Origin of the sequence: Hephaestia mangrovi, from assembly GCF_019880555.1 — a bacterium.
Classification (GTDB): Bacteria; Pseudomonadota; Alphaproteobacteria; order Sphingomonadales; family Sphingomonadaceae; genus Sphingomonas; species Sphingomonas mangrovi.
Genome location: NZ_JAINVU010000002.1, coordinates 460421 through 484621 on the forward strand (window position 1 = coordinate 460421; position 24201 = coordinate 484621).

The following is a 24201-nucleotide window of genomic DNA, read 5'->3' on the forward strand; positions in this document are numbered from 1 at the left end:
CATTGCCGGCCCCGCATCAATCGCTATTGAGCAGCCCTCGGCTTGAATCGCGGATGAACGGGGGAAAGAGGGGATGGCGGATCGGCACAATATGGGTCCGCACCGCCGCATCCTGCTCGCCAGCCTGATCGGTACGGGAATCGAATTCTACGATTTCTATATCTACGCGACCGCGGCGGCGCTGGTGTTCGGACCGCTGTTCTTTCCCGTGCAATCGCATTCGGCGCAATTGCTCGCTTCCTATGCGAGCTTCGCGCTGGCATTCGTTGCGCGGCCGGTCGGCGGCGTGCTGTTCGGCCATTTCGGGGATCGCATCGGGCGCAAGTCGACGCTGGTCGCCAGCCTCGTGTTGATGGGCGGATCGACCCTCGCGATCGGGTTCCTGCCGAGCTACGCGCAGGCCGGGTGGATCGCCCCGGCGCTGCTCTGCCTGCTGCGGCTAGGGCAGGGGCTCGGGCTCGGCGGCGAATTCGGCGGGGCAGCGCTGCTCGCGGTGGAGAATGCGCCCGCTGGCTGGCGCAACCGCTATGGCATGTTCCCGCCTTTGGGCGCGCCGGTCGGCTTCATCCTGGCCAATGGCTTGTTCCTGCTGATCGGGCTGGTGCTGGACGATGCGCAATTCCGCGAATGGGGATGGCGGTTACCATTCCTGGGATCGAGCGTGCTCGTCGTGCTGGGCCTGTGGATTCGGTTGCGGATTACCGAGACGCCCGATTTCGTCGCCGCCGCCAAGGCCGAGGCGTTGCCCAAGGTGCCTGTTGCGACGCTGCTCAGCAGCCATTTGCGCGCGACGCTGGCGGGGACGATCGGCGTGGTCGCGTGCTTCGCGATCTTCTACCTCTCGACCGCTTTTGCGATGGGATATGAAACCGGGACGCTGGGCCACGGGCGAGAAGCGGTGCTCGGCGTCGAACTGATCGCGATTCTGTTCCTCGCCGCCGGCATCATCGTCTCGTCGGTGGTCGCCGATCGCACCGGCGCGGCGCGGATGCTCGGCTGGGGATTTGCCGGCACCGCGCTTGCCGGGTTGCTGATCGGGCCGATGCTCGGCGCCTCCTCGCTGCTCGTCGTCGGCGCGTGGTTAGCCTTCGCGCTGTTCGTGATGGGGTTTGCCTATGGCCCGCTGGGCGGCTGGCTGCCGAGCCTGTTCCCCGCCGGCGTGCGCTATACCGGGGTGTCGCTGGCGTTCAATTTCGGGGGGATCATCGGCGGCGGGCTGGCGCCGATCATTGCCCAGGCGCTGGCGGACCGGGGCGGGCTGGGGCTGGTCGGCGCTTATCTGGTCGCGGCAGGCGCGCTGAGCCTCGGGGCGCTGGCGCTGGTCAGGCGGCGCGGAGCAAGGTGAGCCGCGCCTTGCCGTGAACGCGGCTGGCGTCGATCTCGAACCCGGCGGCGGCGATCTCCTCGTCGCGCGCGGTTTCGATGCTGACCCAAGTGCCTGCGCCGATCCAGCCGAGCCGTGTCAGCTTGTCGAGCGCAACGCCGCCGGCGCCGGTGCCATAGGGCGGATCCATCATCACGAGGTCGAGTGGTGCGCGCGCCGGCCCGAGCGCGAGAACCGATTGCGCGCGAACGTCCGCACCGCTCGCGTCGAGCTTGGCGATGTTCGCCCGCAACGTATCGAGCGCCGCGCGATCCTGTTCGACGAACAGGCACGAAGCGGCGCCACGCGACAGCGCCTCCAGCCCGAGCGCACCCGAGCCGGCGAACAGATCGGCGGCCGCGAGTCCTTCGAAACTGCCGAGCCGGCTTGCCAGCATCGAGAACAGGGCCTCGCGGGTGCGATCAGCGGTCGGCCGTGTCGCGTCACCCTTGGGCGCGACCAACGGGCGGCCGCGCCATTCGCCGGCGATGATTCTCATTTGCGGCGCGGTCCGCCGCGCGGCTTGCCGGTCGGGCGAGGACGCGGCTTGGCCTTCGCCCAACCAGCGCCGCGCTTGGGGCGCTGCGGCCTGGTGGGCGTGCTTTCGGTGTCGATACCGGCGGCCCGCGAAGGAGAGGCGGGCCGCTGTGGCTTGGCGGTGTTTGCCTCGCGCCCGGTTCTGGGAGATGTCGTTCGTTTCACCCGGCCTTCGGCGGGCTCAGGGCGAGCGGCGTCGGGCCGGGAGGAGTAGAACGGCTCGACGACGACAGCCTGATCGTCCTTGCCGCCCTTGCCGAGTCGCTGACGAAAGGCGACGAGATCGTGCTGCCGCACCTCGCCGATCGCGCCGACCGGCATGTCGGCAAGCACGAACGGTCCGTATCGGGTCCGGATCAGGCGGCTGACCTCGAGACCGAGATGTTCGAGCACGCGGCGCACCTCGCGGTTCTTGCCTTCGGTGAGGATCAGTTCGATCCACACATTGGCACCGGTGCGCCGTTCGAGATTGGCGTCGATCGACCCGTAGCGGATGCCGTCGATCTCGACGCCTTCGATCAGTTCCTCGAGCTGTTCCTGGCTCACACTGCCATAAGCGCGGGCGCGATAGGCGCGCTCCACCCCGGTCGCGGGCAATTCCAGCTCGCGCTTCAATCCGCCGTCGGTGGTCAGCAGCAGCAGGCCCTCGGTGTTGAGGTCGAGTCGCCCGACGGGCATCACGCGCGGCAACCCGCCCGGCAGGCGATCGTAGATCGTCGGGCGGCCCTTGGGATCGCGCTCGGTGGTGAGCACGCCCTTGGGCTTGTGGAAGACGAACAGACGGGCGGGGCGCGGCGCTTCGACCGGCTCGCCATCGACGGTCACGCCGTGCAGCGAGGTGACCAGCGTCGCCGGGGTATCGAGCGCCTTGCCGTCGATCGCGATGCGGCCATCAGCGATCATCCGCTCGATCTCGCGGCGCGAGGCGATTCCGGCGCGGGCGAGCAGCTTGGCGATGCGCTGTGGTTCTTTGGTGGGGGATGAACGTGACACGCCGCGCTGATACATCCTTTTACCGCACCCGCTCAAAATATTTGCGGCCGATACCCATATCGCGCGTTAGGGCGTCGGCGGCGTAACGAGTCGGCGCGGTGCTCGGCGGAACGGAAAGGGTTGATTAGACGATGCTCTTCGGGCGCAGGCCACGGCAAATCAATCGCGTGCTGATCGTCGAGGACGAGCCGCTGATCGCGTTCGACACGGAACATTTCCTCTCCGAAGAAGGATTTGAAATCCATGCGACGGTCGATCGCGTCGCGCAGGCGATCGAGCATATCGAAACCAGCGGTGAGTCGATCGATCTGGTGCTGGTCGACGTCCAGCTTGCCGATGGCAGCGGCATCGAAGTGGCGGAGGCCGCGCACCGGCACGGTGTCGCCGCGCTGTTCGTCACCGGCGATTGCCCGAGCGAGGCGAAACACGTCGCCGCCGGTTGCCTCGCCAAGCCATATCAGCAGCGCGACTTGCTAGGCGCAATCCGGGCGATCGATGACGTGCTACAGGCCCGCAAGGTGCGCAAGCTGCCGGCCGCGTTCACCCTGTTCGCAGAACCAGCGGTGCGGACGTGATCCGGTCAGGCGAGGCGAGACTCGACGGCATAGTGGAACAGCCGGATGCCACTCTCCAGCGTGCCGAGCGTGACGCGCTCGACCGCGCCTGAAGCGAGTCCCTCCTGCCCGAGCGCGCAGGCGCGGAAATCCTCCGCCCCGAACACGCCGCCGTCGAGCAGTTTCCAGCTCTTTTCCCAATGCGCGAGTGCCTTGTCGGTCGTGGGCGCCTCGGGGACCAGCATGAAATCCTCGACCAGTACGCGGCCGGGCGATTGCGGCATCAGCACCATCAGATTGATGTAATCGGGGCTGACGATCAGCACCGTGCCGGGAAACATCTGATACGTATAGGTGATCGCGCGCCTCAGCGTCTCCCAATCGCCCGCGGCGAGCGCCTTCGCCTCGATCTCGCGGCCGACCGCCGAGCGCTGGTGCGGCCCGATCGCGTCGGCGGTCGACACGCCGTCCTTAAAGAAGGGCCCGATCGTCGCGGCGTGCAGCCGCGCAAGGTGATAGCTTTCGAGGAATGCGTCCATGACCAGTTTCCAGTTCGCCGGCACGTCATGAGTGTGGCGGCGGAACAGGTGCTGGCCGGCGAGATCGAATGCGGCGAAATCCTCGGCCAGAGCTTCGGCTTCCGAAAAATCGGCTTGTTCGTCGAACGAGAACCAGATCAGTCCGCCCGCCTCGCGCGTCGGCAGGCGTTTCAGGCCATAGTCGCATTTGTCGAGGCCGGGAAAAGCGTCGGGGCGCGGCACGCCGGCCAGTGCGCCGTCGAGTGTGTAGCTCCATGCGTGATAAGGGCAGACGAGGCGGGGCGTGGCAACTGCCTCGCTGCCTTCGACCAGCCGCGTGCCGCGATGGCGGCAGACGTTCAGGAAAACGTGCGCGTCGCCCGCCTTGTCGCGGGTGATGAGCAGCGGCTTGCCGAACCCGTCATGCGGCACCGCCATGTTGCGCTCGGGCAATAGCGCCGACGGCGCGATGACGAGCGGCAGCCGGGCGAACAGCCGCTGCTGCTCGGCGGCATATCGCGCGGGATCGGTATAGGCCGATGCCTCGACATACGTGATGCCGGGAACCGCTTTGCGACGCCCCCCATCGGCAAGATCGCGCGCCAGGGCGAGCTGTCCTGGCGTCGGACTCAGCGCGTTCATGGCTTCCTTCTCCGTCGTTTGCAGCTAGTGTCTGCCCGAATCCGGGAGGGAGCAAGACTATTCATGGATGGTGAAGCCGAGGCGATCGAGAGCGGCGGATGGTGGGCTGCCGTGCGGCCCTATCTGGAAAAGGCGCCGCTTGCCGCGCTTGCGCTCGGTATTTCGTCGGGCTTTCCCTATGCGATGATCGGCGCGACGCTGACCACGCGGCTGGCGCAGGACAATATCACCAAATCGACGATCACCGCGTTCAGCCTCGCGTTTCTCGTCTACAATCTCAAGCCGCTCTGGGCCTGGCTCGTCGATGGTGTGCGTCTGCCGTTGCTCGGCAGGCTCGGCCAGCGGGTATCCTGGCTGATCGTTGCCGGGCTGCTGGTGATGGCGGCGGTCGCCAACCTCGCGTTGATCGACCCCAAGGCGGATATCGCGCGCGCGGCACTGGCGGCGATCCTGGTCGGCGTGGCGGGAGCGACCTTCGATATCGTCATCGACGCCTATCGCATCGAGATTCTCGAGCCGCGGCAGCTCGGCGTGGGCTCGGGCATGAGCCAATATGGCTGGCGGATCGGCTCCGCCGGCGCCGGCGCGATCGCGCTGGTGATCGCCGAGCGCTGGGGCTGGCAGGCGGCGTATCTCGCTTGCGCGCTGCTTGCGCTGCCGGCGATGCTGACCGGCCTGATCGTCGGCGAGCCGAGGCGGCATCGCGAGATCGGTGAACGGCGCGATATCAGAACGATCCTCAAGGCAATCTGGGGGCCGTTCGTCCAGTTTTTCGAGCGGCAAGGCGCGTGGATCGTGCTTGCCTTCATCCTGATTCACAAGATCGGTGACACGCTGGCCAACCTGACTTTCCGCCTGCTGTTCGACAGCCTGCATTTCAGCAATGATGAAATCGCCTTCTTCGACGTCGGGCTCGGGTTCTGGGCGTATCTGATCGGCATTTTTGTCGGTGGTGTGCTTTACGCCAAGATGGGGATGAAACGATCGGTGCTGTTCGCGCTGGTGTTGATGATGATCTCCAACCTGTCGTTCGCGCTGCTCGCGGCGGCGGGACATTCCGACTGGGGCATGGCAGGCGCGATCGGGTTCGAGAATTTTTCGAGTGGGTTCGGCGGTGTCGCGGTGGTCGCCTATTTCTCGGCGCTCACCGATCTGCGCTTCACCGCTGCGCAATATGCGCTGATCTCCGCCGCCGCGAGCGTGGTCGGACGCGTGGTGACGGGGACGACCGCTGGCGCGCTGATCGATGCGTTTGGCTATGTCGATTTCTACCTGCTGACCACGGTGATCGCGCTGCCCGGCGTGCTGTTGTTCTGGTGGATGGTGAGGAGCGGCCTGGTAGACCGCTCGATCGGCAGCGCCGGTGTCGCCGGTGAAGGAGACGCGCGGGCCCGCGAGGGCGCCTAGCCGAGCGGCCGTCCCGCGTCGGTGAAGGCGGCGGCAACAGCTTCGGCGCACGCCAGCACGGCGGCGACGTCGCGGGTGCCGAGCTGGTCGGCTAGCAATACCCAGGCCGTGCATGGCGCGCTCGCCGCGCGGGTCAGCACGTTGATCAACGCCGCTTCGGATGGTGTCGCGCGCGGGCAGCAACAGGGCGCAATTGCGATCGGCTGCGTCGCGGTCGCGGCGAGCTCGTGCATGAAGGCGCGGATCAGCACCAGCGGACGTCGGAAGCCCTCGCCGAAGTGCGTCACGAAGGCATTGGTGACATGGGCGTCGGCAAGGCCATGCGCGCCGAGTCGGCGGATCGCGAACAGCGCGAGCCGCGCGTTCGCGTCATCGGGCAGCGCATGTGGCAGCGGGTAAGTAAAGACGGCAGGGCCGGGCGGGGCGGGACTCGCGTCAGTCATGCCAGCATGGTCGCGAGTCTGTTATTGCAAGTCAATAGCAACTAAGCGAGTCAGTCGGGCAGCTCGTCGTTCGCGGCCAGCACGCCGCCGGCGAGATAGAGCGAGCCGAGGATCAGGACGATGCGCGGCTCGCCGGGCTCGCCCAGCCGGGCAAGCGCCTCGGCCGGCGTCGTCGCCGTTGCGATGGTCGTTATGCCTAGCGTTCGTGCGGCTTCCGCAAGTGCTGCCGGCGAGTGGTGGTCATGGCCGGGGACGGGGATTGCAGTGAAGCTCGACGCGATATCGGCGAGCGGGGCGAGCAATCCGGCGGCATCCTTGTTGGCTAGCATCCCGCAGACGAGATCAAGCGGTCGGTGATCGAGCCGTTCGCGAATCGCCGCGCTGACCGCTTCCGCCGCGGCTTGATTGTGCCCACCGTCGAGCCACACTTCGCTGCCGGCGGGAAGCAGGGCGGTCAGCGGGCCGGCGGCGAGGCGCTGCATCCGCGCGGGCCAGCGGGCGGTCGTCGCGGCCGCGGCGATTGCGGCGTTCGGAATATCCAGCTTCGCTTGATGGCGCAGCATCGCGGTGGCCAGCGCGAGATTGCTCGGTTGATGCGGGCCGGGCAGCGCCGGTTTGGGCAAATGGAGCGGCCCTTTGCCATCGCGATAGACGATGTCCCTGTCGGTGAGATCGAAATGCCAGTCGACCCCGAGCGAATGCACCGGTGCGCCCGCTGCCGCGGCGACCTGCGCGATCCGTTGCGTCACATTGGGGGGATAACGCATCGTCACCAGCGGTACGCCTTGCTTGGCGATCCCGGCTTTTTCGCCCGCGATCGCCTCAAGCGTGTCGCCAAGGAACGACTGATGATCGATGCCGAGCTGGGCGATCCCCGTGACCAGCGGCTGGACCACGTTGGTCGCATCGAGCCGTCCGCCGAGCCCGACCTCGATCACGCAGGCATCGGCCGGCGTGCGCGCGAAGGCGAGGAAGGCGGCGGCCGTTGTCACTTCGAAGAAACTCGCGCCGATGCCGTCGGCATGGTCGAGCACCTCGGCGAGCAAAGTGGCGAGCGTATCGTCGTCGATCAACCGCCCGGCGAGGCGGATACGTTCGTTGAAGCGGACGAGATGGGGGCTTGAATAGACGTGCGCCTCGAGCCCGGCCGCTTCGATCGCGGCGCGCAGGAACGCACAGGTCGATCCCTTGCCGTTCGTGCCGGCGACGTGAAAGACCGGTGGAAGCGAACGCTGCGGGTCGCCGAGCCGCGCCAGCAGGCGGGCGATGCGGTCGAGCCCGAGCACGTCGGCGCCGGGCGAGAGCCCCCAGAGCCGATCGAGCTGCGCCTGGACCGCTGACGATGAGGAGGTGGCGTGATCAGACATAATTCACCCCTCCCGCGAAAGGGAGGGGCTTTGCGTCATTCTAAGCCGCCGCCTTGGTGCCGGCGCACAGATAGTCGATCAACTCGGCGAGCGTATGGCGTAGTTCCTTACGGTGCTTGACCATATCGAGCATGCCGTGATCGAGCAGATATTCCGCTCGTTGGAATCCCTCGGGCAGCTTCTCGCGGATCGTCTGCTCGATCACGCGCTGGCCAGCGAAACCGATCAGCGCGCCGGGTTCGGCGATCTGCACGTCGCCCAGCATCGCATAGCTGGCAGTGACGCCGCCCGTGGTCGGGTCGGTCAGCACGACGATGTACGGCAGCCCAGCGTCGTGCAACATCTGGATCGCGACGGTTGCGCGCGGCATCTGCATCAGGCTGAGGATGCCTTCCTGCATCCGCGCGCCGCCGGCCGCGGTGAAGATGATATAAGGGCATTTGTCGGCGATCGCCGCTTCGACGCCGGCAACGAAGGCTTCGCCCACCGCCTGGCCCATCGACCCACCCATGAAGGCGAAGTCCTGCACGCCGACCACCGCTTTGCGGCCCTCGATCGTGCCGCGCGCGTTGAGCAGTGCGTCGGGCTCGTTGGTGGCGGTGCGGGCGGCCTTGATACGATCGGTATAGCGTTTGGTGTCGCGGAACTTGAGCGGATCGTCAGCAACGCGGGGGCTCGGCAGCGCGCTATAGCTACCCTCGTCGAACGTATAGTCGAACCGCAGATGCGGGCCGATCCGCTCATGGAAGTCGCACTTCGGGCAGACGTAGAGATTTTCCTCCAACTCCTTGGTGAAGATCATCTGCCCGCAGCCCTTGCACTTGTGCCACAGGTTCTCGGCCGTCTGCGCCTTGGGAACGAAGGGGATCGCGTTGCGGACGCGGGATAGCCAACTCATGCTTCTTCCTTGGTCGTGTTGCGGACGGCGGCAGCCAGGCTCGCAACATAGTCGCGAACCGGCGCTGGCGCATCCTTTCCGTGCGCGCCGACCAGCTCGACGATTGCCGAGCCGACCACCACGCCATCGGCTACCCGCGCGACCGCGGCCGCCTGCTCGGACGTGCGGATGCCGAAGCCGACCGCGACAGGCAAGTCGGTCGCCGCCTTCAGCCGTTCCACCGCCTCGGCGATCGAGGCTTGTGCAGCCTGCTGCTTGCCGGTGATGCCGGCAACCGAAACGTAATAGAGAAACCCGCTGGCATCGGCGAGCACGGCAGGCAGCCGTGCAGCGTCAGTAGTCGGCGTGGCGAGGCGGATGAAAGCAATGCCGGCGGCGCGAAGGGCAGGGCCGAGCACGTCGTCTTCCTCGGGCGGAATGTCGACGCAGATCACGCCATCGACGCCCGATTGCTGCGCAGCATTGGCGAACCATTCGGCGCCGCGTCGCATCATCGGGTTGGCATAGCCCATCAGCACCAACGGCGTGTCGGGATGCCGCGTGCGAAAGCCTTTGGCGATGTCGAGGATGCCGGCGGTCGTCGTGCCGGCGGCGAGGCTGCGCAAGTTTGCCGCCTGGATCGCCGGCCCGTCGGCCATCGGATCGGTGAACGGCATGCCCAGCTCGATCACGTCGGCGCCGCCCTCGACCAGCGCGTCGAGGATCGCCGGCGTCGGGCCGTCGCCAGCGGTGACGAACGCGACGAGTGCCGGATGCGGCTTGGCGAACGCCGTCGCGAGGCGACCGCTCATATCGCCACCCCCAGCGCATCGGCGACGGTGAAGATGTCCTTGTCCCCCCGGCCGCAGAGGTTGGCGAGGATGATCTCGTCGCGGTCCATCTCGGGCGCGCGCTTGGTGAGCGCGGCGATGGCATGGCTCGGCTCGAGCGCGGGAATGATGCCCTCGGTACGGCACAGCAATTGGAAGGCGTCGAGCGCTTGCGCATCGGTCACGCTGGTATATTCGACGCGGCCGATCTCCTTTAGCCACGAATGTTCCGGACCGATGCCGGGATAATCGAGGCCCGCGCTGATCGAATGCGCCTCGGCGATCTGGCCGTCGTCATCCTGCAACAGATAGGTCTTGTTGCCATGCAGGATGCCGGGGAAGCCGCCGGCGAGGCTCGCCGCGTGCTTCCTGTCGAGCCCTTCGCCCGCCGCCTCCACGCCGAGCATCTTCACATCCGCGTCGTCGAGAAACGGATGGAACAGCCCGATCGCGTTCGATCCGCCGCCGATCGCCGCCACCAGCAGGTCGGGCAGGCGATCGATGCGGCTCAGCATCTGTTCGCGCGCCTCGCGGCCGATCACGCTCTGGAAGTCGCGGACCAGCTCGGGATAGGGGTGCGGGCCCGCCGCGGTGCCGATGATGTAGAATGTGTCGTGGACGTTGGCGACCCAGTCCCGCAACGCCTCGTTCATCGCGTCCTTCAGCGTCCGCGCACCGCTCTCGACCGCACGAACTTCCGCTCCCAGGAGCTTCATGCGGAACACGTTGGGCTGCTGCCGCTCGACGTCCTTGGCGCCCATGTAAATCACGCAAGGCAGGCCGAATCGCGCGCACACCGTCGCGGTGGCGACGCCGTGCTGGCCCGCGCCGGTCTCGGCGATGATCCGCGTCTTGCCCATCCGCATCGCCAGCAGGATCTGGCCGATGCAATTGTTGATCTTGTGCGCGCCGGTATGGTTGAGCTCGTCGCGCTTGAACCACACTTCCGCGCCCTTGCCCTGCGGCGCGCTCTCGCGCAGCGCCTCGGTCAGCCGCTCGGCATAATAGAGCGGGCTGGGGCGGCCGACATAATGTTCGAGCAGATCGTCGAACTGTGCCTGGAACGCGGGATCGTTCTTCGCCGCGCGATAAGCGGTTTCGAGATCGAGGATCAGCGGCATCAGCGTTTCGGCGACATAGCGGCCACCGAAATCGCCGAAATGCCCACGTTCGTCGGGCTGGGTGCGGTAGGAATTGGCGCTCATCACGCGCGGCGACATAGCATGATGCGCCGAAAGGGAAAGCCGATTGCGCCCGCGCTTACCTCGCGCCATGATACCTTGTCACCTCGGGGGATTAATAAATGAAGTCGTTCCGTACCTTGTTCGCCGCCTCGCTGCTGCTCGGCACCGCTGCCATCGCGCAGAGTGAGGCCGGCGCGCCAGCCGCCTCGACGCAGGCCGATCCGAACCTGTGGCTCGAGCAGCGCAACGCGCCGCGCGCGCTCAAATGGGTCGAGGCGGAGAATGCCAAGACGCTGCCGCGCCTTGAGGGCGATCCGCGCTACAAGACGTTCTACGATCAGGCGCTCGCGATCGCCTCGGCCGAGGATCGCATTCCCTATCCCGACCAGACCGGCGGCCGCATCCTCAATTTCTGGCGCGATCAGGCGCATCCGCACGGGCTGTGGCGCTGGACGACGCCGGCCGATTACGCGACCGCCGATCCGCACTGGACGACGCTGCTCGATATCGACGCGCTCGGCAAGGCGGAAGGCAAGAACTGGGTGTTCGAGGGCGCGCAATGCCTGCATCCCGAAGAACGCTACTGCCTCGTCAGCCTGTCGGACGGCGGCGAGGACGCGGTGACGGTGCGCGAATTCGATCTCCAGACTGGCCAGTTCGTCGTCGACGGCTTCGATCTGCCGAAGTCGAAGCAGGACGTGACATGGATCGATCAGGACACGATCCTCGTTTCGCGGGATTGGGGGCCGGACACGCTGACCAAATCGGGCTATCCGTTCATCGTCAAAATGCTGAAGCGCGGCGCGCCGTTGACCTCGGCGACCGAGGTGTTGCGCGGCGCCGCCACCGATCAGGCATCGAGCGGCGCGATGACGCTGACCGATGGCGAGGGCAATCGCGTCACCTTGCTTACCCGTGCCGAAACCTTCTTCGGCAGTGACAAATACATCCTGACACCGAACGGCGCGGTGAAGTTGCCGATCCCGAAGAAGGTCAATCCCGCCGGCATGATCGCCGGCCGCGTGCTGTTCCAAACCAGCGAGGACTGGACTGCCGGCGGCAAGACGATTCCCGCCGGCGCGCTGGTCTCGGTCGACCTCGCCGACATGCGCGATGACGGCGATCTCCATCCGCGCGTCGTGTTCCAGCCCGGTCCGCGCCAGTCGATCGACGGGGTGACGGCGACGAAGGACAAGCTGATCCTGGTCTATTCGGACAATGTCCGTGGTCGCGCGGCGGTCTATACGCCCGATGCCGATGGCGGCTGGTCGTCGCAGCCGCTCGCGTTGCCCGACAATGCGACGATCGGAATCGTCTCCAGCACCGATCGCAACAATATTGCCTATCTTTACGTCACCGGCTTCCTCGATCCCGATACGTTGTGGAGCGTCGATGCGGCGACCGGCGCGGTCGCCAAGGTCAAGTCGACGCCGGCGCGGTTCGATGCCTCGAACGACGTGGTCGAGCAGCACGAAGCGGTTTCGACCGACGGCACGAGAATTCCCTATTTCATCGTCCACAAGAAGGGCATGCCGCTCGACGGTTCGACGCCGACGATCATGACCGCTTACGGCGGCTTCGAGGTGTCGATGACGCCTTATTATTCCGGCACGACCGGCAAGCTGTGGCTCGAACATGGCGGCAGCTTCGTGCTCGCCAATATTCGCGGCGGCGGCGAGTTCGGGCCGAAATGGCACGAGGCGGGGCTGAAGACTCACCGGCAGATCATCTATGACGATTTCGCGAGCGTCGCGAAGGATCTGATCGCGCACAAATATACCAGCCCACAGAAACTCGGCATCTACGGTGGCTCCAACGGCGGCCTGCTGATGGGTGTCGAGTTCGAGCAGCATCCCGAGCTGTGGAAGGCGGTCGTCATCCAGGTGCCGCTGCTCGACATGATGCGCTACGAGCAGATCGAGGCCGGCGCTTCCTGGGTCGACGAATATGGCAGCGTCAAGAACCCTGCCGAGCGCGCCTTCCTGGCGAAAATCTCGCCGTATCAGAACCTCAAGCGCGACGTGCACTATCCCGAGCCATTCATCTGGACGACGACGAAGGACGATCGCGTCGGGCCCGAGCACGCCCGCAAGTTCGCCGCTCGCATGAAGGAATATGGGCTGCCCTATCTGTTCTACGAGGACACTGCGGGCGGCCATACCGGCAATGCCGACATCGCCCAGGGCGCGCGGCTGCAGGCGTTGCAGATGGTCTATTTCTCGCAGAAGCTGATGGGGAAGGGCGGCGGCACGCAATAGTTCCCGCCGTCGAGACGCCGCTCCGCCGCGAGCCGCCTGTCGGGATAGTTTACAGGAGCTCGCGTCGCGGCGAGCGCGTTAACTATCGTAAGCCGCGCCACAGCGGGGCTGGCGCCATCTGGCATGGCGGCTGCATCTCGATTGTCCCCCACCGAGCGTCTCCTCATTCGACGCTTTAGCAGGGCGGGCCGTTTCGCTTCCCACCAACAATGCGAAACGGCTCGCCCTCACCCGGCCGCCGCCAATTCCTCGACGCCGCGATAACGCCAGCCGCGACCCGACGCCGCGCGCGCTTGGGCATGGGCGAGGGCGCGCGGGTAAATGTCGCCGAACAGCATGCCGAAGGTGCGCCGCCAGCTATAATGCGCGAGCACATGTGCCCGCGCCGCCGCCCCGATCGCCGCGGCGCCGTCGCGCCAGAGAGCGAGCACGTTGTCGGCCATGGCGCTGGCATCGTCGACGGGGCCAAGGCGGCCGAGCGCGGGCGGCACGCGATCGGGCATCGCGCCCGAGGCGACACCGACTACCGGCAAGCCGCAAGCCTGCGCCTCGACCACCGAGATGCCGAACGTCTCGTCAGCCATCGCCGAAACGTAGATGTCCGACGAGGCGAGCGCACGGGCGAGATCGGCGCGACTCGTCTGGAAGCCGGTGATGGCAATCGGCAACCCCTGCGCTTCGGCGGCGAGACGGTCGCGCAGCTTGCCGTCGCCGATCAGCACCATCGCTGCACCGAGTTCGGCAGGCAATTGGCGGAACATGGCGACCAACAGGTCCGCGCGCTTCTCATTGTCGAGACGGCCGGCGTAGACGAGCAGGGGCCCGTCGCCGGGCAGGCCAAGCTGTGCGCGATAGCCGGGATCGCGCGCCGCCGGCGTGAAGCGATCGCTATCGACCCCCAGTGGCAGAATCGAGCTGCGATGTATTTTGCGGCGGGCGAGTGCGCTGCGCGCCGCTTCGCCCAAAGTGTAGACGTGATCGAACTCGCGATAGGTGATCTCGGCATAGCCGTAGCTTAGCCAGCGCAGCGCCCGGCCGATCGTGTCGCCGAATTTGGCGCGGCCGACGCGATAGACATGGGCGTTGGGGAAATCGGTGCGATAGCCGGCGACGAGGGCAGTCTGCGGGAAGGCCTTGCGATGGTTGATCGCGGTCCAGGGCAGCACCCAGGGGCAGAGCGATTCGATGATCGCGGGACGATAGCGTGCGAGGAGATCGCGGACCACGCGGGTGCGCAGAATGAACCGATAATTGGGGCTGCCACGCACCGGATCGGCGCCGACTTCGGCAAAGATATGCCGGCCGTTGGTGGTGATCCTGTCCTCGGGACCAGGGACGATCTGGAGCAGGTGGTGCGGCGTATGCGCGAGAACGAAATCCCGCTTCTCGCGCAAATAGGTGCTGATCCCGCCGCCGCCGGTCGGTGACCAGCTCTGAGTCAAATCGCAGACGACCAGCGGCGTGCCGTCATCGTTCGCATCGGCGCGTTTGAGCATGCCGCCGCATAACCCCGCCGTTATTGCGCCGTGATGACACCCGCGGTCTTGAGCAGCTCGGCAAGCTCGCCCGATTCGTACATTTCCATCATGATGTCCGAACCGCCGACGAACTCGCCCTTGACATAGAGCTGCGGGATGGTCGGCCAATCGGAATAGGCCTTGATGCCCTGACGGATCGCCTGATCCTGCAGCACGTCGACGCTTTCGAACTCGGCGCCGAGATGCTGGAGGATCGCCACCGCACGGCTCGAGAAACCGCATTGCGGGAACAGCGGGCTGCCCTTCATGAACAGCACTATGCCGTTCGATTTGACGATCTGGTCGATGCGGGCGTTGGTGTCTTCGGTCATCTTGTCTACTCCTGTCACTCGGGCGCGGCGGTGGTCAGCTGTAGCGCATGGAGTTCGCCGCCCATCCGGCCACCCAGCGCGGCATAGACCGCCTGATGCTGGCGAACGCGCGGCATGCCCCGGAAACTCTCCGAGACGACGCGTGCGGCATAATGATCGCCGTCGCCGGCGAGATCGGTGATCTCCACGGTCGCGCCGGGAATGCCGGTACGGATCAGGTCTTCGATCTTGGCCGCGTCCATCGCCATCGGATCAAAGCTCCTGCATCAGCTGGCGGCGCGCCTCGACCATCTTGGTGTCGAGCGCGGTACGGATTTCCGCCTCGTCGGTTTCGATACCGGCAGCGGTGAGATCGCCGACCAGCTTGCGGACGACGTCCTCGTCGCCGGCTTCCTCGAACTCGGCATGAACGACCGCGCGGGCATAGGCATCCGCTTCCTCCGGCGTCAGCTTCATCCGATCGGCGGCCCATAGGCCAACGAGCTTGTTGCGCCGCGCCGTCACGCGGAAAGCGAATTCCTCATCGGCGGCGAACTTGGCCTCGAAAGCGCGATCGCGGTCGTCGAACGTCGTCATGTTGTTTCGCCATCCCCTGCTGGCACGGTTGCTGATGCTGCGGAGATAGGGCGGGGGAGTGAAAGGCGCAATGATACCGTGTTCGTCATGCCGGTCTGGTTCCGGCGTCGGCTTCAGTGTGAGTGGCAATGTTCTAGGCGTGCCTGCGTTTGGAACAGGTCCGGGGAGCCGGAATCAGGCGATCTCGACCACCAGCTTCCCGATCGCGCCGCGCGCTGCCATCTTGGCGATCGCCTTGCCGCCGTCGGCAAGTGGGAAGGTCTGGGTGACGCGCGGTGCGATCCGCCCCTCGGCCCACAAGCGGAACAGGCGTTCGATATGCGCCTGGTTCGCCTTCGGATCGCGCGCGGCGAAGGCGCCCCAGAATACCCCGCAGACGTCGCAGCTCTTGAGCAAGGTGAGGTTGAGCGGCAGCTTCGGGATGCCGGCGGGGAAGCCGACGACGAGATAGCGCCCCTCCCAACCAATCGCGCGCAACGCGGGCTCGGCATAATCACCGCCGACCGGATCGTAGATGACGTCGGCGCCATTCGGCCCGACGGCGGCCTTGAACTGGTCTGCCAGCGCTTTCGATTGCGCCTTTTCGAAGGGCGCGCGGGGGTAGACGAATGTCTCGTCGGCGCCCGCTGTCTTGGCCGCGGCAGCCTTTTCCTCGGACGAGACAGCGGCGACGACGCGCGCACCGAATGCCTTGCCGAGCTCGACAGCGGCGAGGCCGACCCCGCCCGCGGCACCGAGCACGAGCAGCGTTTGCCCTTCCTGCAAATGGCCGCGATCGACCAGCGCATGGATCGTGGTGGCATAGGTAAGGAGCAGCGATGCACCTTCAGCGAAACTGCGCTCGTCGGGCAGGGCGTAGAGGCGATGCGCATCGGCGGCGACCTTTTCGGCCAGCCCGCCGTTACCGATCATCGCAATGACGCGATCGCCGGGTTGCCATCCGGTGACGCCGTCGCCGACGCTCTCGATCACGCCGGCGATCTCACCGCCCGGCGCGAACGGGCGTTCGGGCTTGAACTGATATTTGTCCTCGATGACGAGGACGTCGGGATAGTTGATCGAGCATGCCTTGACGGCGACGACGACCTGCCCCTTTCCGGCAACCGGATCGGCGACCTCGCTCAATTCCAGAGTTTCAGGTCCGCCCGGCGCCTTCGATAGTAATGCCCTCATATCCGCTCTCCCTCGCGATCCACGGCCGATCCTCGGCGAGACCGGACTCGAATTTCGAAATCTCGGTATCTCTTGCCAGCGTCAGGCCGATCTCGTCCAGCCCTTCCATCAGGCAGCGGCGGCGAAACGGGTCGAGGGAGAAGGTGAAGCGGTCCTGAAACGGTGTCGTCACGGTCATTGTCTCGAGGTCCACCGTGAGCGGCTGATCGGCTGCGACCTCGACCAGACGGTCGATCGCGTCCTGCGGCAGGGCGACCGTGACGATGCCGTTCTTGAAGGCATTGCCCGAGAAGATGTCGGAGAAGCTCGGTGCGATCACCGCTTTCACGCCCATGTCGGCAAGCGCCCAGGCGGCGTGCTCGCGGCTCGATCCGCAACCGAAATTGTCGCCGGCAACCAGGATCGGCGCGCCCGCGTAACGTGGATCGTCGAAAATATTGTCCGGTTGCGCACGGACCGTCTCGAAAGCGTGCTGACCAAGGCCCTCGCGGGTGATCGTCTTCAACCAGCGCGCGGGGATGATCACGTCGGTATCGACGTTCTTCGCACCCCACGGATAGGCGCGGCCGGAAACCTGGGTAACGGGTTCCATCAGTGTGTCTGCGCCGCCTCGTACGAGGGATTGGCGCTGGCAGCATATGCGGCAATGCCGCTCAGCAGGGCGCCAGCGATTAGCAGGTACAGGGCTTTTTTCATGGGTGCGACCCCCTTTTTGGTCGAACTATCTCATCAACTCCCGGACGTCGGAGAGCTTCCCGGTGACCGCCGCAGCGGCGGCCATTGCGGGAGAGACCAGGTGCGTCCGAGAGCCCGGTCCCTGTCGTCCTACGAAATTGCGGTTCGAGGTGGAAGCGCAGCGTTCGCCCGCCGGCACCTTGTCTGGATTCATCGCCAGGCACATCGAACAGCCGGGCTCGCGCCATTCGAACCCGGCTTCGGCGAAGATGCGATCCAGGCCCTCGGCTTCGGCCTGGCGCTTGACCAGCCCCGAGCCGGGAACGACCAGCGCGCGGACACCGTCCGCGACGTGGCGACCAGTGGCGACTTCGGCCGCGGCGCGCAGATCCTCGATCCGGCTGTTGGTGCAGCTGCCGATGAAGACGTGCTGGACGGGCACGTCCTGCATCCGCGTGCCGGGCGTAAGGCCCATGTAATCGAGCGATTTCCTGGCGGCGACGCGTTTCGACGGATCGGCGAAGCTCTCGGGATCGGGCACCGCGCCGGTGATCGACACGACATCCTCGGGGCTGGTGCCCCAGGTAAGTGATGGCGCGATGTCGGTGGCGTCGAGCGTTACGCTCTTGTCATAACGCGCGCCGGCGTCGGTCGGCAGCGTCTTCCACCAAGCCACGGCCTTTTCCCAATCCTTGCCACGCGGCGCCATCGGGCGGCTCTTGAGATAGGCGAAGGTGGTTTCGTCGGGCGCGATCAGGCCGGCGCGGGCACCGCCTTCGATCGACATATTGGCGATCGTCAGCCGGCCCTCGATCGAGAGGCCGCGGATCACTTCGCCGGTATATTCGATGACGTGGCCGGTGCCGCCCGCCGCGCCGATCTTGCCGATGATCGCCAGGATCACGTCCTTGGCCGAGACGCCGAAGCCGAGTGTGCCGTCGACGCGGACTTCCATCGTTTTCGACTGGCTGAGCATCAGGGTCTGCGTTGCCAGGACGTGCTCGACTTCGCTGGTGCCGATGCCGAATGCCAGCGCGCCCAGCGCGCCGTGCGCCGACGTGTGGCTGTCGCCGCACACTAGCGTCGAGCCGGGCAGCGTGAAGCCCAGTTCCGGCCCGATGACGTGGACGATACCCTGTTCGGGCGCGGTCGCGTCGATATAGTCGATGCCGAACTCGGCGGTATTGCGTTCGAGCGCGGCGAGTTGCTGCGCACTTTCCGGGTCGGCGATCGGCAGGCGGTGGCCCGCGGCATCGATCCGCGCGGTAGTCGGCAAATTGTGGTCGGGAACCGCGAGCGTGAGATCGGGACGGCGAACCTTGCGTCCGGCCGCGCGCAGGCCCTCGAATGCCTGCGGGCTCGTTACTTCGTGGACGAGGTGGCGGTCGATATAGATCAGGCAGGTGCCATCATCGCGCCGTTCGACGACGTGCGCGTTCCAGATTTTCTCGTAGAGCGTCAGCGGCTGGGCCATAATCCGGCTCGCATTAACCGATTCGTGCGCGTTCGCAACCCTGCGCATAATTTTCGAAGGATCAATGGCCGACGACGCCCAGCGATGCGAAGGGCTTGTCATGCTCGCCGAACTTGTCGACCAGCGTCGCGCTGGCCTGGTTCAGGCCGATGACCTCCACCGTCTTGCCCTCGGCGCGCAGCCGCAGCACGATCTTGTCGAGCGCGCCGGTTGCCGAGACATCCCAGAAATGCGCATCGGTCAGATCGATCACGACTCTTTCAACACCGTCCTCGCGGAAGATGATATCCTCGACGATGCGATCGACCGACGCGAAGAATATTTGTCCGGTGACGCGATAGATCCGTTCGCGGCCGTCTTCGGACAAGGCGGTCGTCATATCGACCATCCGGCGGACCTTGCCCGCGAAGAAGATGCCGCTGAGCAACACACCGACCAATACCCCGATCGACAGGTTTCCGGTCCAAACCACCGTCACAACCGTCGCCAGCATCACCGCCGTGGATTGCCACGGGAAATGCCGCAGTTCGGCGAAGCTCTTCCAGCGAAAGGTGCTGATCGAAACGAAGATCATCACGCCGACCAGCGCCGGCATCGGCACGCGCGCGACCCATGGGCCGAGCACGACCATCAGCACCAGCAGCATGATACCGGCAATGAAGGTCGAGGCGCGCCGCCGCCCGCCCGAGGAAATGTTGATGACCGACTGGCCGATCATCGCGCAGCCGCCCATCGCGCCGATGAAGCCGGTGAAGAAGTTGGCGATCCCCTGGCCCATGCACTCGCGCCGCTTGTCGCTGCGCGTTTCGGTCATGTCGTCGACGATCGCCGCGGTGAGCATCGTTTCGAGCAGCCCCACCGCCGCCATCGCCAGCGAATAGGGCGCGATGATTCGTAGCGTCTCCCAGGTGAAGGGGACATGCGGCACGCGGATTTGCGGCAGCGCCGACGGCAGGTGCCCCATGTCGCCGACGGTGTTGACGTGCGTGCCGCTGGCGATGGTGAAAACCGACAGGGCAACCACCGCAACCAAGGGGGCAGGCACCGCCTTGGTCAGGCGCGGGAACAGATAGATGATCGCCAGCGTCGCTGCCACCAACACATAGGTGATCGGCGCGACGTGGGTGAGTTGCGGCAACTGCGCCATGAAGATCAGGATGGCAAGCGCGTTGACGAAGCCGGTAATCACCGATCGCGACACAAAACGCATCAGCAGGTTGAGCCTCAATAGCCCGGCGATCACTTGGAATATGCCCATCAGCACAGTCGCCGCGAACAGATAATCGACGCCATGCGCCCGCACTAACGGCCCCACCAGCACCGCCACCGATGCGGTCGCCGCCGAGATCATCCCCGGCCGTCCGCCGGTGACGGCGATGATGCAGGCGATCGAGAAACTGGCGTAGAGCCCGACGCTCGGATCGACGCCCGCGACGATCGAAAATCCGATCGCTTCGGGAATCAGCGCGAGCGCGACCATCAGCCCGGACAGGAATTCCACGCGCGGGTTGGTCAGCCAATCACGGCGGATGTTCGAGGCGAAGGACATGCGGACGTCGGCCATTGCGGTTCCCGTGGACGCGCGAACCACGGCCGGACGGTCAGGCAAGCAGGTCGCGATGAACGATGGTGCAGCGCAACATGAGCGTGCTCGGTCTGCCTAACGGGCTCAGCCGGCGCGATCAACCCTTCGACGCGAGCGCCTCGAGCATCGACTTGGTCAATACTTGCGGGAGGATCTGGGGCTGGTCGGCGCCTGGTGCGTAATAGAGGTAGAGCGGCACTCCGAGCCGATTGTGCGCCTCGATGAAGCGGCCGAGCTCGGGATCGCCATCGGTCCAGTCGCCTTCCAGCACCGCGACGTCATGCGCCTTGAACGCGCGCTGGACATCATCGGTCTCGATCGCGGTCTTTTCGTTGACCTTGCATGTCAGGCACCAGTCGGCAGTGAAATAAGCGAACACTGGGCGGCCCTGCTTGCGCAGCTCGGCGAGTTTCGGCTCGCTGAACGGCTGCGCTCCGGCCGCCGCGGTGACGGTGCCGTCCTTCGGCGCCGGCCGGACGATCGCTACCCCGGCGATGACGACGGCGAGCATCATCAGCCCGATCGGCCAGCCCGCAGCGAGACCGCGCACCTGCCGGCGGCCGGCGAGCCACAGCAGCAACGCCAGCGCCAGCGCTGCCGCAAGCCCGAGCGTCATGCCGCCGATGCCGGCCTCCTTGCCGAGCACCCAGGCGAGCCCCAGCGCGGTAACGAACATCGGCACCGCAAGAATGTGGCGGAAGGTTTCCATCCACCCGCCCGGCTTGGGCAGGCGGCGGCGCAGCGCGGGAATGAAGCCGATCGCCAGGAACGGCAGCGCGAGCCCGAGGCCGAGACCGGCGAACACCGCCAGCGCCGCGATCCACGGCAGCGCCAGCGCAGCGCCGAGCGCGGTCGCCATGAACGGGCCGGCGCACGGCGTGGCGATGAACGCGGCCAGCGCGCCGGTAGCGAATGCTCCCGCCGCGCCGTTCGAATTGGCGGCGAAGCGCGGCGTCGGCAGCTCGAACAAGCCGGCGAGATTGAACGCGATGGCGGTCACCAGCAGGAGCAGGAACAGGATCGCGCGCGGATCCTGCAACTGGAATGCCCAGCCCGCCGCGGCGCCGCCCGCGCGCAACCCGAGGACGATCGTGCCGAGTGCCACGCACACCGCCACAACGCCGGCCGTATAGGCGATCGCCTCGTGCCGCGCCTCGCGCTCGTCGACCTTGGCATTGGCGAGGCTGAGCGCTTTGAGGCTCAGGATCGGGAACACGCAAGGCATGATGTTGAGGATCAGCCCGCCGAGGATCGCGCCGCCGAGTGCGGCGAGCGCCAGCGCCCAGCCGCGGCTGGCCGAGGGCGCCGTCGACGAGGACGGGGACGCCGCCGCCGCCACGGTGCCCGGCTTCGCCGTAATCGCCAGGCCGCGATCGGGGCCGATGCGCAGTACGCCGGCGAACGCGCCCGAACCACCGCTGCCGGCCTTGGTCTCGACCACGATCCGATTGCCGTCGCGCGTCACCGTCTGCGGCGCGGAATTGGCGATGAAACCGTTCGCTGCCGGAAAGAAATAGGCGCCGTCGAGGCTGGCGTCGGCGGGGTAGGGGATGGCGAGGCGGAGCCGGCCGCCGGTGGTTTGGTAGGTCGCCGTGCTGCCGAGCGGCTTGGGCTGCGCCTGGCGCCAGGCATCGAATTGCGCCTGCTTATCCGGGCTGACGCGACCGTCACCGACCGTGAGGTTGAGCGAGAGGTCGGCGCTTTCCGGGACGCAGAGCGACGCGGAGCAGACGAGATAGGCGGTGTGCAGCTTGATCGGCAGCGCGGTGCCGACCACCAGGCCGGCGGGCACGTGGAGCGTCACCAACGGTGCATAAGGCTTTTCGTAGACATAGTTCATCAGCCCGGCGATTTCGAGCGTGGTCGGCATGGGATAAGCGGGATCGCTTGCGGTCATGCCAGCGGGCAGCGTCCAGTCGAGCGTCGCAGGATAGCCGGCATCGCCGGGGTTCGACCAATAGCCGTGCCAGCCGGGGGACGGGGTCGTCGCCAGAGCGACGGTCAGGTCACTGCCGGCCCTGGGCGCGTCGGTTTCGGCGACGAGGCGGATCGAGAGATGCGCCGCGCCGCTGATGGGCAGGCTGTCGGCGCGCGCAATGCCGGCGAGGCCGAACAATGCCGCCAGGAATGCCATGAAAACGAAACTGGTTGCGCGCATGCGCTGATCCTTGTCACTAACCGTTGCCGGCGAGATAGCGCCGTTCGATCGATTTTGCATCCGAAGGTGAGGAGATATCGTGAAAGCTCGCCGCCTGACCGCCTTTCTCGCCAGCGTCGCCCTGGCTGTCCCCGCCGTTGCGCAGCAAACACCGCCGGCCGCGCCCACGGCTACGGCCAGTATGGAGACGCCGCCGCGGCTGCTCGTGGCGATCTCGATCGACCAGTTCTCGGCCGACCTGTTCCAGGAATATCGTAACCGTTTCGCCGGCGGCTTCGCGCGATTGCTCGACGGCGGCGTCTTTCCTTCAGGCTATCAGAGCCACGCGGCGACCGAGACCTGCCCCGGGCATTCGACGTTGATGACCGGGATGCGGCCCGAGCACACCGGTATCGTCGCCAACAACTGGCTGAACCTCGGATCGACCCTCGCGGACAAGAAAATCTACTGCGTCGAGGACGAGACCGTTCCCGGCAGCACGCATGAAAAATACACGGTCGATGTCGCGCACCTGCTGGTGCCGACGCTGGGTGAGCGAATGAAGGCGGCAAATACCGCCAGCCGCAACGTCTCGGTCTCGGGCAAGGATCGCGCGGCGGTGATGATGGGCGGCCACGATGTCGATCAGCTCTGGTGGTGGAACGGCCAGCAGTTCGTAACCTACGCGGGGCGCTCGACCCCGGATGTCGTCGCCCGGGCCAATCGCGTGATCGGTACCGAGCTTGCCGAAGCGCAGCCGGCCCTGGAACTGCCCGATTATTGCGTGCCGCGTGCCCAGCCGATCGCGGTCAAGCCGGGGTTGACGGTCGGCGACGGGCGGTTCGCGCGCGCTGCCGGCGACGAGGACGCATTTCGCGCCTCGCCCGAACTCGACGGCGCGACGCTCGCGGTCGCCGGTGCGCTGGTCCAGTCGATGAAGTTGGGGCAGGGCAGCGCGCCGGATATGCTCAACATCTCTCTGTCGGCGACCGATTACGTCGGCCATGCTTATGGCACGCAGGGCAGCGAGATGTGTCTGCAACTCGCCTCGCTCGATCGCGATCTTGGCGATTTCTTCGCGATGCTCGACCGGACGGGGGTCGATTATGCGGTGGTGTTGTCAGCCGATCACGGCGGCATCGATCTGCCCGAACGCCTCGATCAGGAAGCGATGCCGATGGCGAAGCGGGCCGATAAGGGGTTCGATGCGCAGGCGCTGTCGAAGTCGATCGCGGCAAAGCTGGGCTTGGCGGGCGATCCCCTGCGGAGTTCCGACGGCATTTTTTATGTCGATCCGTCCTTGTCGGGGGCGCAGCGTGCCGCCGTCATCCGCGAAGCGAAAGCGATGCTCCTCGCCGATCCCGATGTTGCCGCGGTATTCACTGCCGACGAAATCGCCGCCGCGCCGGAGCCGAGCGGACCGCCCGAGACCTGGCCGCTGATCGAGCGCGCCAAGGCGAGTTTCTATCGGCCGCGTTCGGGCGACTTGGTTGTCGCGCTCAAGCCGCGTATTTCGCCGATCGAAGACCCCGGCAAGGGCTATGTGGCCACTCATGGCAGCTTCTGGGATTACGATCGCCGCGTGCCGATTCTGTTCTGGCGCAAGGGCATGACGCCGTTCGAGCAGCCGCTGTCGGTCGAGACTGTCGACATCGCGCCGACGCTCGCCGCGCTGATCCATCTGCCGCTCGCGGCACCGAAAATGGACGGGCGGTGCCTTGATCTCGACGCCGGCGCCGCTTCGACCTGTCCCTGATCG

The 24201-nt window shown here is 66.2% G+C and carries 22 protein-coding genes; 5 read left to right on the plus strand and 17 right to left on the minus strand.

Annotated elements, in window-relative coordinates:
* The first annotated feature begins 73 nt into the window (after positions 1-73).
* Positions 74-1345, plus strand: a complete 1272-nt coding sequence (locus tag K7G81_RS06075) for an MFS transporter (RefSeq protein WP_255586661.1) — start codon at positions 74-76, stop codon at positions 1343-1345.
* On the opposite strand, the gene rsmD is transcribed toward K7G81_RS06075, so the two are convergent.
* Complete coding sequence (gene rsmD, locus K7G81_RS06080; protein ID WP_223029845.1) at positions 1323-1862, minus strand: 16S rRNA (guanine(966)-N(2))-methyltransferase RsmD; 540 nt, start codon at positions 1860-1862, stop codon at positions 1323-1325. The two genes, K7G81_RS06075 and rsmD, sit on opposite strands and share 23 nt — an antisense overlap.
* A complete protein-coding gene (locus K7G81_RS06085) occupies positions 1859-2893 on the minus strand; it encodes a pseudouridine synthase (RefSeq protein ID WP_369412042.1) in 1035 nt (344 codons plus the stop codon). Before K7G81_RS06085 ends, rsmD begins: the two co-directional genes overlap by 4 nt.
* 131 nt (positions 2894-3024) lie before the next feature.
* On the opposite strand from K7G81_RS06085, the gene K7G81_RS06090 reads away from it, so the two are divergent.
* Positions 3025-3468: a response regulator gene (locus K7G81_RS06090; RefSeq protein ID WP_223029847.1), complete on the plus strand. Its 444-nt coding sequence runs from the start codon at positions 3025-3027 to the stop codon at positions 3466-3468.
* Positions 3469-3473: 5 nt separating this feature from the next.
* Here K7G81_RS06090 and K7G81_RS06095 read toward each other — a convergent pair whose 3' ends face one another.
* Complete coding sequence (locus tag K7G81_RS06095) at positions 3474-4607, minus strand: aromatic ring-hydroxylating oxygenase subunit alpha (protein WP_223029848.1); 1134 nt, start codon at positions 4605-4607, stop codon at positions 3474-3476.
* A gap of 63 nt (positions 4608-4670) precedes the next feature.
* Here K7G81_RS06095 and K7G81_RS06100 point away from each other — a divergent pair, with 63 nt between their 5' ends.
* A complete protein-coding gene (locus K7G81_RS06100) occupies positions 4671-6014 on the plus strand; it encodes an AmpG family muropeptide MFS transporter (protein ID WP_223029849.1) in 1344 nt (447 codons plus the stop codon).
* Here K7G81_RS06100 and K7G81_RS06105 read toward each other — a convergent pair.
* Genes K7G81_RS06105 through trpB form a run of 5 tightly spaced genes read right to left on the minus strand, consistent with a single transcriptional unit; the run spans position 6011 to position 10736 of the window.
* Positions 6011-6457, minus strand: coding sequence for a DUF6628 family protein (locus K7G81_RS06105; protein WP_223029850.1), 447 nt, complete (start codon positions 6455-6457; stop codon positions 6011-6013). The genes K7G81_RS06100 and K7G81_RS06105 overlap by 4 nt on opposite strands.
* Positions 6458-6507: 50 nt before the next feature.
* Positions 6508-7824, minus strand: a complete 1317-nt coding sequence (locus K7G81_RS06110; RefSeq protein WP_223029851.1) for a bifunctional folylpolyglutamate synthase/dihydrofolate synthase — start codon at positions 7822-7824, stop codon at positions 6508-6510.
* A gap of 40 nt (positions 7825-7864) precedes the next feature.
* A complete protein-coding gene (gene accD, locus K7G81_RS06115; RefSeq protein WP_223029852.1) occupies positions 7865-8722 on the minus strand; it encodes an acetyl-CoA carboxylase, carboxyltransferase subunit beta in 858 nt (285 codons plus the stop codon).
* Complete coding sequence (trpA, locus tag K7G81_RS06120; protein ID WP_223029853.1) at positions 8719-9513, minus strand: tryptophan synthase subunit alpha; 795 nt, start codon at positions 9511-9513, stop codon at positions 8719-8721. The genes accD and trpA overlap by 4 nt, the downstream gene beginning before the upstream one ends.
* On the minus strand, positions 9510-10736 hold the full coding sequence (trpB, locus tag K7G81_RS06125; protein WP_223029854.1) for a tryptophan synthase subunit beta: 1227 nt from the start codon (positions 10734-10736) through the stop codon (positions 9510-9512). Before trpB ends, trpA begins: the two co-directional genes overlap by 4 nt.
* A 98-nt stretch (positions 10737-10834) precedes the next feature.
* Between trpB and K7G81_RS06130 the strand changes: the two genes are divergently transcribed.
* Entirely contained in the window at positions 10835-12973 is a 2139-nt protein-coding gene (locus tag K7G81_RS06130) for a prolyl oligopeptidase family serine peptidase (RefSeq protein ID WP_223029855.1), read from the plus strand.
* A 227-nt stretch (positions 12974-13200) separates the two neighbouring features.
* Here K7G81_RS06130 and K7G81_RS06135 read toward each other — a convergent pair whose 3' ends face one another.
* From K7G81_RS06135 to K7G81_RS06175, 9 genes are all read right to left on the minus strand, one after another.
* Entirely contained in the window at positions 13201-14469 is a 1269-nt protein-coding gene (locus tag K7G81_RS06135) for a glycosyltransferase (protein ID WP_223029856.1), read from the minus strand.
* A gap of 20 nt (positions 14470-14489) precedes the next feature.
* Positions 14490-14822 (minus strand): Grx4 family monothiol glutaredoxin, encoded by a 333-nt coding sequence (gene grxD / locus K7G81_RS06140; protein ID WP_223029857.1) that lies wholly within the window; start codon positions 14820-14822, stop codon positions 14490-14492.
* 14 nt (positions 14823-14836) lie between these two features.
* Positions 14837-15070 carry a BolA family protein gene (locus K7G81_RS06145; protein ID WP_223029858.1) on the minus strand — a complete coding sequence of 78 codons (234 nt, stop codon included), beginning with the start codon at positions 15068-15070 and terminating at the stop codon, positions 14837-14839.
* Positions 15071-15074: 4 nt separating this feature from the next.
* Entirely contained in the window at positions 15075-15398 is a 324-nt protein-coding gene (locus tag K7G81_RS06150; RefSeq protein ID WP_223029859.1) for a DUF1476 domain-containing protein, read from the minus strand.
* 174 nt (positions 15399-15572) lie between these two features.
* Positions 15573-16571 (minus strand): NADPH:quinone oxidoreductase family protein, encoded by a 999-nt coding sequence (locus K7G81_RS06155; protein WP_223029860.1) that lies wholly within the window; start codon positions 16569-16571, stop codon positions 15573-15575.
* A complete protein-coding gene (gene leuD, locus K7G81_RS06160) occupies positions 16534-17163 on the minus strand; it encodes a 3-isopropylmalate dehydratase small subunit (RefSeq protein ID WP_223029861.1) in 630 nt (209 codons plus the stop codon). The genes K7G81_RS06155 and leuD overlap by 38 nt, the downstream gene beginning before the upstream one ends.
* A gap of 129 nt (positions 17164-17292) precedes the next feature.
* On the minus strand, positions 17293-18720 hold the full coding sequence (leuC, locus tag K7G81_RS06165) for a 3-isopropylmalate dehydratase large subunit (protein ID WP_255586664.1): 1428 nt from the start codon (positions 18718-18720) through the stop codon (positions 17293-17295).
* A gap of 61 nt (positions 18721-18781) precedes the next feature.
* Positions 18782-20269 (minus strand): SulP family inorganic anion transporter, encoded by a 1488-nt coding sequence (locus tag K7G81_RS06170; protein WP_223030150.1) that lies wholly within the window; start codon positions 20267-20269, stop codon positions 18782-18784.
* 133 nt (positions 20270-20402) lie between these two features.
* Complete coding sequence (locus K7G81_RS06175) at positions 20403-22463, minus strand: protein-disulfide reductase DsbD family protein (RefSeq protein WP_255586666.1); 2061 nt, start codon at positions 22461-22463, stop codon at positions 20403-20405.
* Positions 22464-22644: 181 nt separating this feature from the next.
* On the opposite strand from K7G81_RS06175, the gene K7G81_RS06180 reads away from it, so the two are divergent.
* Positions 22645-24198 carry an alkaline phosphatase family protein gene (locus K7G81_RS06180; protein ID WP_223030152.1) on the plus strand — a complete coding sequence of 518 codons (1554 nt, stop codon included), beginning with the start codon at positions 22645-22647 and terminating at the stop codon, positions 24196-24198.
* The last annotated feature ends 3 nt before the right edge of the window (positions 24199-24201 follow it).